Raw genomic sequence first — 14,243 nt, 5'->3', positions numbered from 1 at the left:
ATCTTAAATCTTCATCTGCTATTCATAAATCATGACTACCTTTGCAGTGCAAAAAAATAATTTTATGAACTTACAACATATTCCACAAATTAAGCATACTGACAGCGGAAATTTCTTTTTATTGGCGGGACCTTGCGCTATTGAAGGAGAAGAAATGGCTCTTAGAATTGCTGAAAAATTAGTTGGTATTACCGACAATCTTCAAATTCCTTATGTATTTAAAGGATCTTTTAAAAAAGCAAACCGTTCTAGAATTGACAGTTTCTCAGGAATTGGAGACGAAAAAGCTTTAAAAATTTTAAGAAAAGTTTCTGAAACTTTTCACGTTCCAACAGTTACAGACATTCATACTAATGAAGATGCTGACATGGCTGCGCAATACGTAGATGTTTTACAAATTCCAGCTTTCTTAGTTCGTCAAACTGATCTAGTTGTGGCAGCTGCAAATACAGGAAGAACAGTAAACTTGAAAAAAGGACAATTTATGAGTCCGGAAAGCATGAAACACGCTGTACAAAAAGTATTAGATTGTAACAACGAAAATGTTATGGTTACAGATCGCGGTACTATGTTTGGCTACCAAGACATGATTGTTGATTATAGAGGAATCCCTACTATGCAGCAATATGCAACTACTGTTCTAGATGTTACTCACTCATTACAACAGCCAAATCAAACAGCAGGAGTTACAGGCGGAAGACCAGATATGATCGAAACGGTTGCCAAAGCTGGTATTGCCGTAGGTGTTGATGGTATTTTTATCGAAACTCATTTTGATCCTGCTAATGCAAAAAGTGATGGTGCTAATATGCTTCACTTAGACTATTTTGAAGGTTTAATGACAAAATTAGTTGCTATTAGAAAAACAGTTAACTCATTCTAAATTTATAATACTAAGTTCTTTGAAAACAAAATTTTTATTTTTCTTCTTGATTTGTGTTTCTTTAAGCACATTTGCCCAAGAGGAAATTCCGGTACAAAAATACGCTGCTCATAATAAAGGAAAATTCTTTGTGATGTGGGGTGGAAACAGAGAAAGTTATTCTAACTCTGATGTAAATTTCAGAGGTAAAGATTACAACTTTACAGTTGAAAATATGAAGGCTCATGACAAACCAAAAGGCTGGCATGTTGATTATGTCAATCCTGTAAACATGACGATTCCGCAAACCAATTTGAGGTTAGGTTATTTTTTTAGTGATCATTACAGCGTAACAATTGGTGTAGACCACATGAAATATGTGATGGCACAGAACCAAATTGCAAATGTTAACGGATACATCAATTTGCCTTCGGATGATCCTGCATCAATTTACAATGGTAATTACAACAATACTCCTGTCGATATGTCTCAGGGAGGAGCTAAAGAAGGTGGTTATGGCAATGGTGAAATAAATGTAAACGGTCCAGCTTTTTTAATGTACGAACATACAGATGGTTTGAATTACATTAATACTGAGGTTTCAAGATTTGATGATATTTCAAAATGGTTTGGTCTGCCAAATATAGATAAGGTACAAATTAACTTAACTGAAGGTTTAGGTGCTGGACTTTTGTATCCTAAAACAAATACAACTTTACTAGGAAAAGATCGTCACGATGATTTTCACGTTTCTGGTTACGGTGTTTCGGCAAAAGCGGGTATCAATGTTACTTTTTTCAAACACTTCTATATTCAGGGTGAATTAAAAGGCGGTTACATCAATATGCAGGATATTAGAACTACAGTAAGTAGTGAAGATAAGGCTTCGCAAGACTTTTTCTTTTTTCAAAGAATTATTGCTGTTGGCGGTATTTTCAGAATCTAATATTTCGTAAGAAAAGAATTAAAAATAGTTATCATTTATTTGGTAACTATTTTTTTTATTACTTACTTTGTAATTCAAAGTTCTTTTTGATTGTGTTAATTTTTTATCAAAACAAATTTGATATAACATCTAAAAAAGTAATTTTAGCTTTCAAATATAAAAACATGAAAAAACAAAAATATCTATTTCTCGGCATTACATTTCTACTGAGCTTTGGTCTTGCTTTATTTGTAGCAATGTCTGTTTTTCCTAATAATCCCTTTTCTTCTAAAACAAAAACAGAAAATAAGGTTGTGAGTAAAATTCAGGATGGTGATATTATTTTTCAAACGTCGCAATCGCCTCAATGCGAAGCGGTGCGAATTGCCACAAACTCAAAGTTCTCTCATTGTGGAATTATTTATGATATAAACGGAAAATGGTTCGTTTTTGAAGCAGTTCAACCTGTAAAACTAACTCCGTTTGAGGATTGGATTAAGCACGGAAAAGACAATAAATATGTGGTAAAAAGATTAAAAGATACTTCGGTTTTAACTCCTGCTGTTCTTCAAAAAATGAAAGACTACAGCCAGCAGTTTGACGGTAAAGAGTATGATTCTTACTTTGAATGGACAGATAACCGAATCTATTGTTCTGAACTGGTTTGGAAAATTTATAAAAATGCCGCGGACATTGAGCTTTCGAAATTAAGAGAACTAAAAGATTTTAATTTAACTGATGTCAGAGTTCAAAAAATATTAAAAGAACGATATGGTAATGAAATTCCGCTTCAAGAGAAAGTAGTTGCTCCTTCTGATCTTTCAGATTCGAGTTTACTAAAAACTGTAGTTGATAATTATTAAAAAACAGCAAAAAGCTAATTCGAAAATCAATTGGCTTTTTTATTTATTATTTTACTTTGAATTTCAAAGAACTTTTAAATACATATTTATGCGAGATTATCTGATTGAAAAACTTTATGAATGCAGTAAAAAGCCGTATCAAAAATACTTTAAAAAAAATGAACCTTGGGAAATTGATAAAACGCAATTAATGGATTATCCTGAAGGAAGTCTAGGCCGTGAATTAGGAAATTTTCTGTATAAGAATCATTTCGACATACAAGAAAAACTTGAAGATCATGACATTATTCATGTCTTGACAAATACGGGTATTTCTGTATATGAAGAAATTGGAATGCAATATTATCTTTTTGGAAATGGGAAACGAAGTCTGTATTTGTTTATGGTTGTACTCTCTGGAACGGTGTTTTACCCAAACAAACTGCTGTATTTTATCAAGCAGTACAAAAAAGGAAAACGAGCACTGCCATTCCATTATCTTGATTTTTCAAAAATGCTTTTAAAACCAATTCATACTATTCAGCAATCCTTTAAAATTTAATTTATGAAAACAACTCATCACAAACCTTTTGAAGAAAAGCAATCGACTGAATTGGCTGTTGGCACTTTTATTATTAGTACGATCTTGTTTGTGCTTTATATTATTTCGAATGAGAGCCCGAATGTATTAGTTATTGCATGGCCTTTTGCGTCTTCTGCGATAATAGTAAATATTATAATGTTAGTGAATCTAACGGATCGATTTATTCATTTACCGGAATATCGAAAAGAGATTGCATTTAAGATTTTAATACTGCTTTCTAATATTCCAATAACCTTTTTGTATTATTTGATTGTGATGAGGCTTTAAATACAAATTATGAATCATTCGCTTAATTATCCCAAAACATATGTCGCTCCTCTGGAGCTTTCTTAAAAACACGATTCTTCTATTCTATAAATATTTCATCCCTCTGGGATTTTCACTTGGTATTTAAAATTATTTTTGCTTCAGAGAAGCATAATATTTATAGAAAAACAATTACACAAAGTCAAAAAGCTCCAGCGGAGCGACATAATTATTTTCTGTTTATATCCCGATCCACTGGAGGTTTACCATAAAATGACTATTCTTTCTATAAATACATCATCCCTCTGGGATTACTTTTATCAAAAAAAAAAATAGACTGTCAAAAATGACAGTCTATTTTATGTATTATCGACTTTTAAATCTTAATTCGCTTTCGGTAATTCAATTCCGTTTTGATCTAATAAATACATCAACGAAGTCATTGTAGCCGCTCCAAGTTCTAATTCTCTTTTATTGATAGCATCAAATTTATCATTTGCAGCGTGGTGATAATCAAAGTAGCGTTGTGAATCTGGTTTTAAACCTGCTTTAACGATGGCTTTAGACGTTAAATGACCAATATCTGAACCTGCATGCCCAATTGTAAAACTGTGTACTAAATAAGGCTCAAATAAGTCTTTAAATCCTTGTATTTTCTTAAAATTAGCATCATCAGCTTCTATAGAAAATCCTCTTGGAGAAAATCCGCCTGAATCGCTTTCTAATGCAAAAATGTGGTTTTCTTTTTTCTGTTTTGAAACTTCTTCGTATTTCGCTCCGCCTCTTCCGCCGTTTTCTTCATTCATAAAAAGTACAACACGAATTGTATTTTTTGGCTTGTAATTTAAGTTTTTAAGTATACGAACTACTTCCATACTTTGTACTACTCCTGCTCCATCATCATGAGAACCGTCTGCTAAATCCCAAGAATCTAAATGTCCGCCCACAACCATGATATTTTCGGGAGTTACTGTTCCTGTTAATTCTCCAATAACATTATAAGATAATGCATCTGGTAAAGTTTCGCATGATTGTTTAAAATAGAATTTTAAAGCTGGATTTCTTTTTAAAGATTTACTCAACAATTCGGCACCATTTGTACTAATTGCTGCTGTTGGAATATATTCTTCTTTTTTTAAATCGCCATAGCTTTGTGCTCCTGTGTGTGGGAAATCATCTAAACGCAAATTCATCGAACGAACAATTGTTCCTACAGCTCCTAATTTAGCAGCTTCTTTTGCACCAGCATATCTTTGATCTACGCAAGCTCCGTATGAAGTAAATGTTTCGATATTTTCAGGATTCATTGGTCTGTTATAAAAAACAATTTTTCCTTTTACTTTATCAGCCCCCAATTCACTCAATTCTTTAATACCCTGCACTTCTATAATTTCTGCAGTAAGTCCTGTTTTTGCAGTTGCAACAGATCCGCCTAAAGCACAAATTGGAACGGCTGTTTTTATTTTTCCGTCAAGGATATACGCCGTTTCTTTTTCGCCGCGCACCCAATGAGGAACCATAACTTCCTGTAAGTATACTTTATCAAGCCCAATACTTTCTAATTGTCTTTTGGTATATTGAACTGCTTCTTCTGCGGTTGCCGAGCCTGATAAACGTGCTCCAATATCATTAGACAGATATTCTAACCAAGAATAACATTTTGCTTCGGTTAAGGCTTTCTTATAGAATAATTTGATGTTTTTCTCGTCATTTGATTGGGCAAATAATGTCAATCCGTTTAAAACTAAAGCAGTTAAAAGAATCGTTTTTTTCATAGTTTTTATAGCGTTTTGGTCTTTTGTTTGAGTTTTTTTTAGCTTAGATCACAAAGGAACAAAAATCTTTTAAAACTGTACGAGTTTTTCCCTAAACCTTTCTCAAAAAAAACTCCAATTGCAAACTTATTTTGTTTGCAATTGGAGTTCATTTATTTTATTAGAATAAGATTACTTCACTTCTATAAGCTTAGCTTTATCTCCTATTCCATTTTCATTAAAAGCTTCAATTGTAAAATAGTACTTTGTACCTTTATCTAAGCCTCTAAAGTCATATGAATTTTCACCATAAACCATGATACTGTTGTACAATTTATCTGGAGTAATTCCGTAGTAAATATTATATCCTATTGCATCTGTTTGTTTTTTCCACGAAATCATTGCATTACGTGAATCAGCTGCTTTTCTATCTACTTTAAAAGATGAAACAGCTTTAGGTTTTGCCTGTAATCCGTTTCCAAATACTCTGAAATCTGAAACTGCAAATAATCCTGATGCATTATGAATATTAACCATCTTAATATATCTCGCTTTTATTGACTTTGTAAGTTCAACATAATCATGCGGAACGTCTTTTGCATTTTTAGATTTATCGACAACTAATGTCCAGTTTTGAGCATCATCAGACATGAAGATTTTATATTGATAATAAATATCCATTGCCTTATTGTATTGTGTTGCTTTATGATCTGCATAATTAATCTGCAATGCCTTTATCTCCATTGATCTGCCCAAATCCATTTGAAGCCATTCGCCAGAATCACTTGTTTTGGCTGACCAATAGGTTTGGATATTTTCATCGGTTAAATTTTCAGGGCCATAACAGAACTTTTCATATACTTTTTTACCTCCGTTATCCATTCTGTGTGTTTCGACTTCCATACATTCTTCAGATGAAGAAACGGTTACTGGCTTTTTGTACGAAAGCAGCATCCATCCTGATGAAGCTCCTTTTGTTTGATCACGCTGACTTGTTGGAAGTACAATTGGGAAATCTCCATAAGAAGTTATCGAATACATTACATCATCTTTATCAAATCCTGCTGGAAACATATCGATACGACGCTCAAAACGGTCTTTAATAGATATTTTACATGTTCCTGTGTTCCAATAATTCCCATAATTATCTGCAAATGTATTTCCGTGACCTGCACCAATTACAAATCCGCCTGGTTTGTATGACATCGGATTGTGTTTTTGATAGGTAAAAGGTCCTAGCGGATTATCGCCTACATGAACTCCGTTTGCATAACCTTTAAATTCTGTTGCTGGTGCACCATATTGCATATAGTATTTTCCGTTGTGTTTTGTCATCCAAGCGCCTTCAATAAAATTTCCCCAAGGTGCTGGTTCCATATCATTGTTTGGTCCAAAACGCTCCCATCCGTGATTTGCAGGATCTAATATTGCAACTTCTTTTACTTGACCGTACACTTTTTGAATATCTTCTACTTCAGTAGCTTTGTACAATTCTGCATAATCAGCCTGATTTCCTTTTGGAAGCCACGTATCGTAATCTACCTCTACACCTACAAGCGGCAATTTTCCGCTTGAACCATAGTACATATATACTTTTTTGTCATCGTCTTGAAAAATGGCAGGATCCCATGTTGGCAGCATTGCTTTATCAACATGTCGCAGCCATTGACCTGATTTTGGGTCATCGGTTTTCCAGATTGGATGATCTCTTTTCCAAGTAGAACCAACATAAAATAAGGTGTCGTTTACAACCCAAGCTGCTGGTGCACATTGATCATCATCTGCAGGCTTTCTTTGAAAACTTCCGTAGACAAATTTCCAATCAGACATATCTTTACTCCAAAAAAAGCCTGCTTGATTTGTGGCAAACAAATAATATTCGCCTTTAAAAGTAATAATAACAGGATCTGCGCTTGAACGTCGAGATACTGGAATTCCATTATGATTTTCGGTTGTATAGTTGTATCCAATGTTTATAGGATTACAATAAGTTGTTGCGGGTTTATTTGGATCAAACCATTCTGTTTTACCAGGAATATTAGTATTTTGCGCCCAACCGATTGAACTAACTATTAAAAGCAGCGAAAGCACTTTTAAGTGTAGTGTATATCTATTTTTCATTTTTTGATTTTTAAAGTTTAAAAACAAGATGATTTGCTTTGAATTAAGCTTTTCTTGAAAACTACTTTTTCTCTTTTATTCTTTGTGCCAAAAGTTCTGGCTCATTTGTCGTTATATAATTAAACTTACTCTCAATAATCCAATCCATATCTGAAGCTTCGTTAACGGTCCAAGCATTTAGAATAATATTATTTTCTTTTGCTTCTTTAATCCATTCAGGATGTTTTTTGAAAACAGAGTAATGATAATCAATGCCATTAATATTGTCCGCTTTTACTTCTTTCGGCGATTTATTTCCTTCTAAATATTGTAAAACGGTTTTGTGATCAACTGCTCTAATTTGTTTTAATATTTCATAATCAAAACTAATGTAGCAGGTGATTTTATCAGCCTTTAGTTCTTTGATGGTTTCAACGACTTTCAAAGCGGTCTTTTTTCCTCGTTCTTTACTTATTTCTGAAGGTTTTATTTCGCAGACTAAAAGTGTTTGCTTATTGTTTCTTTTGCCTTCTGTAATATATTCATGCAGAGTTGGCAATTTCTCTCCGTTTGAAAGTTTGAACTTTATCAGATCTGCGTAATTTGTTTCTTCAATAAGTAATTTGTTATAATGTGCATCGTGATTGATTACAAGAGAATCATCAGCAGTTCTCCAAACATCAAATTCAGAACCAGCATTTTTCAAATCGATAGCGTGTCTTAAAGCCGCTATAGAATTCTCTGGAAGATTATTCTTTTTCCATGCGCCGCGATGTGCTACAATTCCATTATTTTGTACACTGCAAGAATGGAAAGCTATTATTACTGCGAAAAAAAGAAGGGCTCTAAATATTTTACTAGTATTCATTTTTTTGAAATTATAATTGAATAAAAATGTCCTTTTAGAAAAAAAGCCCTCCGTCAACCAAACGAAGGGCTTTTAACTAACCAATAAACCAACTATTTAGTTAACTCAAAACTAACTTTCTTGTCGGCAGTTGAATTTCCTCCAACGAAAATATCAAACTGTCCAGGTTCTGCTACAAATTGTAAATCAGAATTATAAAATTTTAAATCTTCAACTGTGATATCAAAAGTCACGGTTTGTTTTTCACCTTTTTTAAGTGCTATTTTTTGGAAACCTTTCAATTCTCTAACTGGTCTTGTTACTGAACCAACTAAATCTCTAATGTATAATTGAACTGTTTCTTTTCCGTCATAATTTCCAGTATTTGCTACATCAACTGTAACTTTTAATTTTCCATTGAAATTCATTTTATCTGATGAAATTTTCAAGTTTGAATAATCAAAAGTGGTATAGCTTAGACCAAAACCAAATGGGAATAATGGTTCGTTTCTTTCATCGATATAGTTAGATCTGAATTTTTCAAATTTTCCTTCTGTGTTAGAAAGTGGTCTTCCTGTATTTTTGTGTGCATAGTAAATTGGTAATTGTCCAACGCTTCTTGGGAAAGTTGAAGTCAATTTTCCTGAAGGGTTTACATCTCCAAATAAAACATCAGCAATTGCATAACCTGCTTCTGAACCTGCAAACCAAACATTTAAAATAGCTGGTACAGTTTCGTTTTCTTCTTTAATAACTAACGGACGACCGTCGAATAAAACTAAAACTACTGGTTTTCCAGTTTTTAATAATGCGTTTAATAAATCTTTTTGTGCTTGTGGAACTTCTAAATTCGTACGGCTGCTAGATTCTCCACTCATTTCTGCAGATTCTCCAAGAGCTGCAACAATTACATCTGACTGGTTTGCTACTTTTAAAGCTTCTGCCAATAATTCTTCTTTTGAACGAGAATCACGGTGCAATGTTTTTCCAAACATTGTTGCATTGGTTTCAAAAGTTTCATCGTAATCTAAGTTGCTTCCTTTTGCATATAATACTTTAGTAGATTTTCCTGCTACTTCTTTGATTCCTGCTAATAATGAGATAGCATTTTCCATTTTTGTCGCTACACTCCAAGTTCCCGGCATATTTTCTTTAGCATCTGCCAATGGCCCGATTAAAGCAATTGTTCCCGATTTTTTAAGAGGCAATACTTGGTTTTGATTTTTTAATAAAACCAATGATTGTGCAGAGATTGATCTTGCTTCTTTTCTGCTGCTTGAAGTAAAGATTTCTGTTTTTGCTCTTTTTTCGTCACAATACTTATATGGATCATTAAATAATCCTAAATCGTATTTTGCTTCAAGAATAAGTTTAACAGCATTGTCGATTGTCGCCATTGTAACTTTTTTCTCGTCTAAAGATTTTTTCAAAGTTGTTAAAAAACCTTCTCCAACCATATCCATTTCAACACCAGCATTTAGAGACTGAGCAGAAACTGCTTGTAAATCTCCCATTCCGTGCTCGATCATTTCAGGAATTCCTGTAAAATCTGTTACTACGAAACCTTTAAAACCCCATTGTTTTCTTAAAACATCTGTCATTAACCATTTGTTTCCAGTTGCAGGAATTCCGTCAACTTCATTAAAAGAAGCCATAACTGAACCTACACCAGCGTCAATAGCAGCTTTGTAAGGAGGAAAATAATCGTTGAACATTCTGATATGACTCATATCTACAGTATTGTAATCACGACCACCTTCTGGCGCGCCATATAAAGCGAAGTGCTTTACACATGCCATAATTGAATTGTTTTTAGAAAGATCGTGTTGTTGGTATCCATTAACCATTGCTTTTGCAATTTCGCTTCCTAAATATGGATCTTCACCTGAACCTTCAGAAACTCTTCCCCAACGCGGATCGCGAGAAACATCAACCATTGGTGAGAATGTCCAGTTGATACCGTCTGCACTAGCTTCTTGCGCTGCAATTTGTGCACTTCTTTCGATTAAGCCCATATCCCAAGTACAAGATAATCCTAACGGAATTGGAAATGTTGTTTCATAACCGTGAATAACATCCATACCAAAAATCAATGGAATTTTCAATCGGCTTTCTTCAACTGCAATTCTTTGTACTTCTTTAATTTTTTGAACAGATTTAATATTGAATAAACCTCCAACTTTACCTTCAGCAATTTTTTTAGCCACATCAGAACTGTTTGCTTGTCCTGTTGTAATATCTCCAGAAGTTGGTAAATTAAGCTGACCTAATTTTTCGTCTAATGTCATTTTTGACAATAGCTCAGCTACAAACTCTGACTTTGGTTTAATTTTTACTGTATTTTTAGTATTCTTTTTTTGGGCATAACCCAAAACAGCACATCCTAAAAATAGTAAGACTAATTTGTTTTTCATTCTATTATATTTATTTGTTCGTATTCGTTCTTTTCTGTTTAAACATCCAGTTATAAATTTCAGGATTGTCATAAACTCTTGTCCAGCTGTCATGACCTGCATCATCAAAAATGGTCAATTGAACATCTTTTGCATTGCATTTTTTTAATTCTTTGTAAATCGTAATCGCATAATTTACATTGACCACATCATCTAATAAACCGTGATAAATTCTGGTTGGAATATTGGCTATTTCACAGGCTTTTTCTAACTGAATTAAATCTACAAAACCAGCGACAGGTACGTTTGCGGCAAATAGATCAGCATGTGCAAAAGCCAAATTCCATGAAACCCAGCCTCCTGAGCTTAAACCAGTAACATATATTCTTTCTGAATCAATTTTATTTTCTTTCTGAATTTTCAAAATCAGTTGATAAATTGATTCTGTATCCCAATTTTCGTCTTCTTTACATTGCGGCGCTAAAACATAAGCATCTAGCTGATGGCTTTTTAGATATTTTAAAGGGCCGTTAATTTTGACTTTTTCGAGGTCTGTACCTTTTTCTCCATCTCCTGAAATAAAAACGATTAATGGCTTTTTCTCTTTTGTGTTTAACGGTTTGTGTAAAACATATCCCAATTCATAATTGGTTACAACAACCGTTTTAATTTTTCCTGTAGTTTCACTTTGTGCAAAACCAACTAGAGAAAAAAGGATAAACAATAAGCCTGCTTTATATTTCATAAATACTAAACCTTAAATTCCGTATTTTCCGGATTTAAATCCAAGTTTTGTTAAACCTTGTTTTACTTCTGGAGCATTCATAAATAATTTCCATAATAGTCCTGTGCGATAATTTTCGAGCATTACTACTTCTGGACCTTGATCGATTGCCAAATATCTTTTTGCAACCCAATTATTTCCTAAGCTTAACGCGTCATAAAAACCTGCTTCGCCCCACGTTTCTTTTTTATGGTTTTGATAAAGGTTTCTCATTAAAGCAATAGACTCTTTTGGTGTGTATGCGATTGAACTTATAGCTGCAGTTGGAGAAATTACGCCTTGATCATTACTTGGCATATGTGCATTATAACCAATTGATCCATCAGAATTTCTAGAATATGATGCTGTTAATCCCCAATAATCAGAACCATAACCTTTTATTTTTGCTGGATTTTCAACGCAATATTCATAATTGATTTTTGTTTGATTAACATTTAAATCCCAATAATTAGCGTATTTATCTGTTAATTGATTTGGATCTAAGCCAACGTATGAATAATGTGCCCAAAATAATGGTCCGCCAAACTCCTCAGCTCCATTATGTTTTAGAATTAAAGGAATGTTATACTTTGTTTTTGAAGTAACAATTCCGCCGCTTCTAGCCCAGCCTTCATGATATGCTTTTGCATCGATTGTGTGTGTTGGTGAAGATGCTGCCAAGACATAAGTAATTAAACATTCATTATATCCTTCAAGCGGAAAATTCATCTGCCAGTCGTAATTAGGCGACCAGTGCCAGTATAGAACATTTTTGTTATTGGTATACCATTGCCAGTCAACGCCTTTCCAAAGTGCATCATATTTTGCAGCAACAGCCTTCTCTTTTTCTGAACCTGTTTTAAGATATTCACGAACGGTAATCATTCCTGCAACCAAAAATGAAGTTTCGACTAAATCGCCGCCATTATCCTTGGTTCCAAAAGGTTTTACTTTTCCTGTATTTCCGTCAATCCAATGTGACCATGCCCCGTGAAAACGATCTGCTTTGCCTAAAAAATCAGCAATTTTGTTAAGTCTTTCTACTCCTTGTTCTTTGGTAATATAGCCTTGAGACATTCCTGATACAAGTGCCATTAAACCAAAACCAGAACCTCCTGTTGTAACAATGTTTGAATCATTCTCTGGGTAATTTCCGTCAGGATGATAACGCTCTCGTGCTAATCCAGAATTTGGTTCTGCATAATCCCAGAAATATTTGAAGGTTTGTTTTTGAACCATTTCAATAAGCTGCTCATCTGTCAGGGCAACACTAGAAGTTTTTTCTTCTGTATTTCCTTTAGATTTAACAGCAGAGGATCCACATCCAAAAAAAGTAAAAGCTAAAAATAAAACTGAAATTCTAATCATTATAAAAATTTAAAATATTGAATAAATAATCACTTCCTCTAAACGTTTAGAGGAAGTGATTTTAAGATGTTAATTAATAACCACCTGGATTTTGTTGAGAAAGCCCATTTGCTTCTCTTAAGAATGACGTTGGTATAGGCCATAATTCATGTTTTCCAACAATAAAAGTCTTACCATCTGCTGCCATAGCTGCTTCGGCTTGTCCTGTTCTAACTATATCAAACCATCTGTCATGCTCAAAAGCAAATTCTAATCTTCTTTCTTTATAGATTGCTTTTCTAATATCTGATTGAGAAGTAAAAGGAGTGTTTCCTAAACCTGCTCTTTTACGAATTTGATTTACTAAAGGAATAGCTTCCGAAGTTTGTCCTAATTCGTTTAATGCTTCAGCTTTCATTAATATAACTTCCGCATATCTTAAGTATCTAAGATTTGTATCAGTAAATTCTTGATTGTAAAAAGATGATGAATATGCTTTATAATTATATCTTGGGTTTGCTACAGTTGATGGTACTTCTCTACCATCGTATAAAACTGAACCTCTAAAAATAATTGTAGCATCTCTTCTAACATCTCCAGGCTCATAAGCATCTGCTAAACCTTTAGTTGGCGTATTGAATCCCCAACCCCAGCCTCCAGCTCCACGAGGCGCTTGAGAAACAGTATAATTTCCAATTCCAAATCCTGGGCTAGAAGTAGAACCTACTCCATTGATTTCGAAAATAGATTCTGGACCAAATTCTCCTTCTTTTTTATATTGTAAAGCATAATCAGAAACTAAAGAATAACCTGTTACTTTATCACAATTGTCAATTACTTTTTGCCACTTTTTTTGATACAGATTTACTTTTGCTAATAAAGCATATGCTGCTCCTTTAGAAGCTCTAACAACATCTGCTCCTGTGTAAGCTGATTTTAAAGGCAAAGCTTCGATAGCATCATTTAAATCTTGCTCGATAAAAGCATAAACTTCTGCTACTGACTTACGTGTCAATTGCATTTTTCTGTCTTCTTCAGATATTGGCACTGTAGCTAAATGATCTATAATTGGAACTCCTCCATATCCTTTTACTAAAGTAAAATACATAAATGCTCTCATGAATTTTGTTTCCCCAACTAATCTAGCTTTTAAATCAGGCGATGCTTTATCTAATTTAGGGAACATTTCTAATGCTTGATTACATCTGTTAATTCCAGCATAATTGGCATTCCAAGTTGATTGAAATGAAGCAGTTGAAGCATTATAAGTTAAAGCATCAACAATGTCTTTATCTCCACCTGCATCTCCTGGATCAGAACCTTTATCGGCGTCATCAGTGATGATACTTGAAACTGCATTCCATCCAAAAGATGACATTTCCCATCCTAAAAACTGATTGTAAATAGCTGTTACAAAACCTTTAGCTCCATCATCGCTATTTACCAAATTAGGATCAGCCGGAATAGCTTCTGTTGGTTCAACATCCAAAAAGTCATTTGAACATCCGGATAATAATAATCCAGAAAGAACAAACATTGATATATATAATCTTTTCATAA

General features: G+C 33.7%; 12 protein-coding genes. 5 read left to right on the top strand and 7 right to left on the bottom strand.

All coding sequences use genetic code 11. The features are described from left to right. The first annotated feature begins 64 nt into the window (after window positions 1-64). From kdsA to ACHRV0_RS09840, 5 genes are all read left to right on the top strand, one after another. A complete protein-coding gene (gene kdsA, locus ACHRV0_RS09860; protein ID WP_129024589.1) occupies window positions 65-883 on the top strand; it encodes a 3-deoxy-8-phosphooctulonate synthase in 819 nt (272 codons plus the stop codon). Between the two features lie 19 nt (window positions 884-902). Next, a complete protein-coding gene (locus tag ACHRV0_RS09855; protein ID WP_129024590.1) occupies window positions 903-1,808 on the top strand; it encodes a hypothetical protein in 906 nt (301 codons plus the stop codon). Between the two features lie 164 nt (window positions 1,809-1,972). Continuing rightward, window positions 1,973-2,650, top strand: coding sequence for a YiiX family permuted papain-like enzyme (locus tag ACHRV0_RS09850; protein ID WP_395440732.1), 678 nt, complete (start codon window positions 1,973-1,975; stop codon window positions 2,648-2,650). 88 nt (window positions 2,651-2,738) lie between these two features. After that, window positions 2,739-3,191, top strand: a complete 453-nt coding sequence (locus ACHRV0_RS09845; RefSeq protein ID WP_395440731.1) for a hypothetical protein — start codon at window positions 2,739-2,741, stop codon at window positions 3,189-3,191. A 3-nt stretch (window positions 3,192-3,194) separates the two neighbouring features. After that, entirely contained in the window at window positions 3,195-3,500 is a 306-nt protein-coding gene (locus tag ACHRV0_RS09840) for a hypothetical protein (RefSeq protein WP_395440730.1), read from the top strand. A 362-nt stretch (window positions 3,501-3,862) separates the two neighbouring features. Here the strand turns inward: ACHRV0_RS09840 and ACHRV0_RS09835 are convergent, their stop codons facing one another. The 7 genes from ACHRV0_RS09835 to ACHRV0_RS09805 all read right to left on the bottom strand — a co-directional run bounded on the left by ACHRV0_RS09835 (window position 3,863) and on the right by ACHRV0_RS09805 (window position 14,241). After that, window positions 3,863-5,254, bottom strand: a complete 1,392-nt coding sequence (locus ACHRV0_RS09835) for a M20/M25/M40 family metallo-hydrolase (protein WP_395440729.1) — start codon at window positions 5,252-5,254, stop codon at window positions 3,863-3,865. 171 nt (window positions 5,255-5,425) lie between these two features. Next, complete coding sequence (locus ACHRV0_RS09830; RefSeq protein WP_395440728.1) at window positions 5,426-7,354, bottom strand: family 43 glycosylhydrolase; 1,929 nt, start codon at window positions 7,352-7,354, stop codon at window positions 5,426-5,428. A gap of 61 nt (window positions 7,355-7,415) precedes the next feature. After that, window positions 7,416-8,201, bottom strand: a complete 786-nt coding sequence (locus tag ACHRV0_RS09825) for a glycerophosphodiester phosphodiesterase family protein (RefSeq protein ID WP_395440727.1) — start codon at window positions 8,199-8,201, stop codon at window positions 7,416-7,418. Window positions 8,202-8,293: 92 nt separating this feature from the next. After that, window positions 8,294-10,594 (bottom strand): beta-glucosidase BglX, encoded by a 2,301-nt coding sequence (bglX, locus tag ACHRV0_RS09820; protein WP_395440726.1) that lies wholly within the window; start codon window positions 10,592-10,594, stop codon window positions 8,294-8,296. 10 nt (window positions 10,595-10,604) lie between these two features. Further along, window positions 10,605-11,318 carry a prolyl oligopeptidase family serine peptidase gene (locus tag ACHRV0_RS09815; RefSeq protein ID WP_395440725.1) on the bottom strand — a complete coding sequence of 238 codons (714 nt, stop codon included), beginning with the start codon at window positions 11,316-11,318 and terminating at the stop codon, window positions 10,605-10,607. Between the two features lie 12 nt (window positions 11,319-11,330). Beyond that, on the bottom strand, window positions 11,331-12,704 hold the full coding sequence (locus ACHRV0_RS09810; protein WP_395440724.1) for a glucoamylase family protein: 1,374 nt from the start codon (window positions 12,702-12,704) through the stop codon (window positions 11,331-11,333). Window positions 12,705-12,777: 73 nt separating this feature from the next. Beyond that, window positions 12,778-14,241 (bottom strand): RagB/SusD family nutrient uptake outer membrane protein, encoded by a 1,464-nt coding sequence (locus ACHRV0_RS09805; protein WP_395440723.1) that lies wholly within the window; start codon window positions 14,239-14,241, stop codon window positions 12,778-12,780. Window positions 14,242-14,243 lie beyond the last annotated feature (2 nt).

Origin of the sequence: Flavobacterium sp. FlaQc-30, from assembly GCF_044005885.1 — a bacterium.
In the GTDB taxonomy this organism is placed as follows: domain Bacteria; phylum Bacteroidota; class Bacteroidia; order Flavobacteriales; family Flavobacteriaceae; genus Flavobacterium.
The sequence above is the reverse complement of the archived record's forward strand: the minus strand, read 5'-3'. Positions and strand labels throughout refer to the sequence as shown.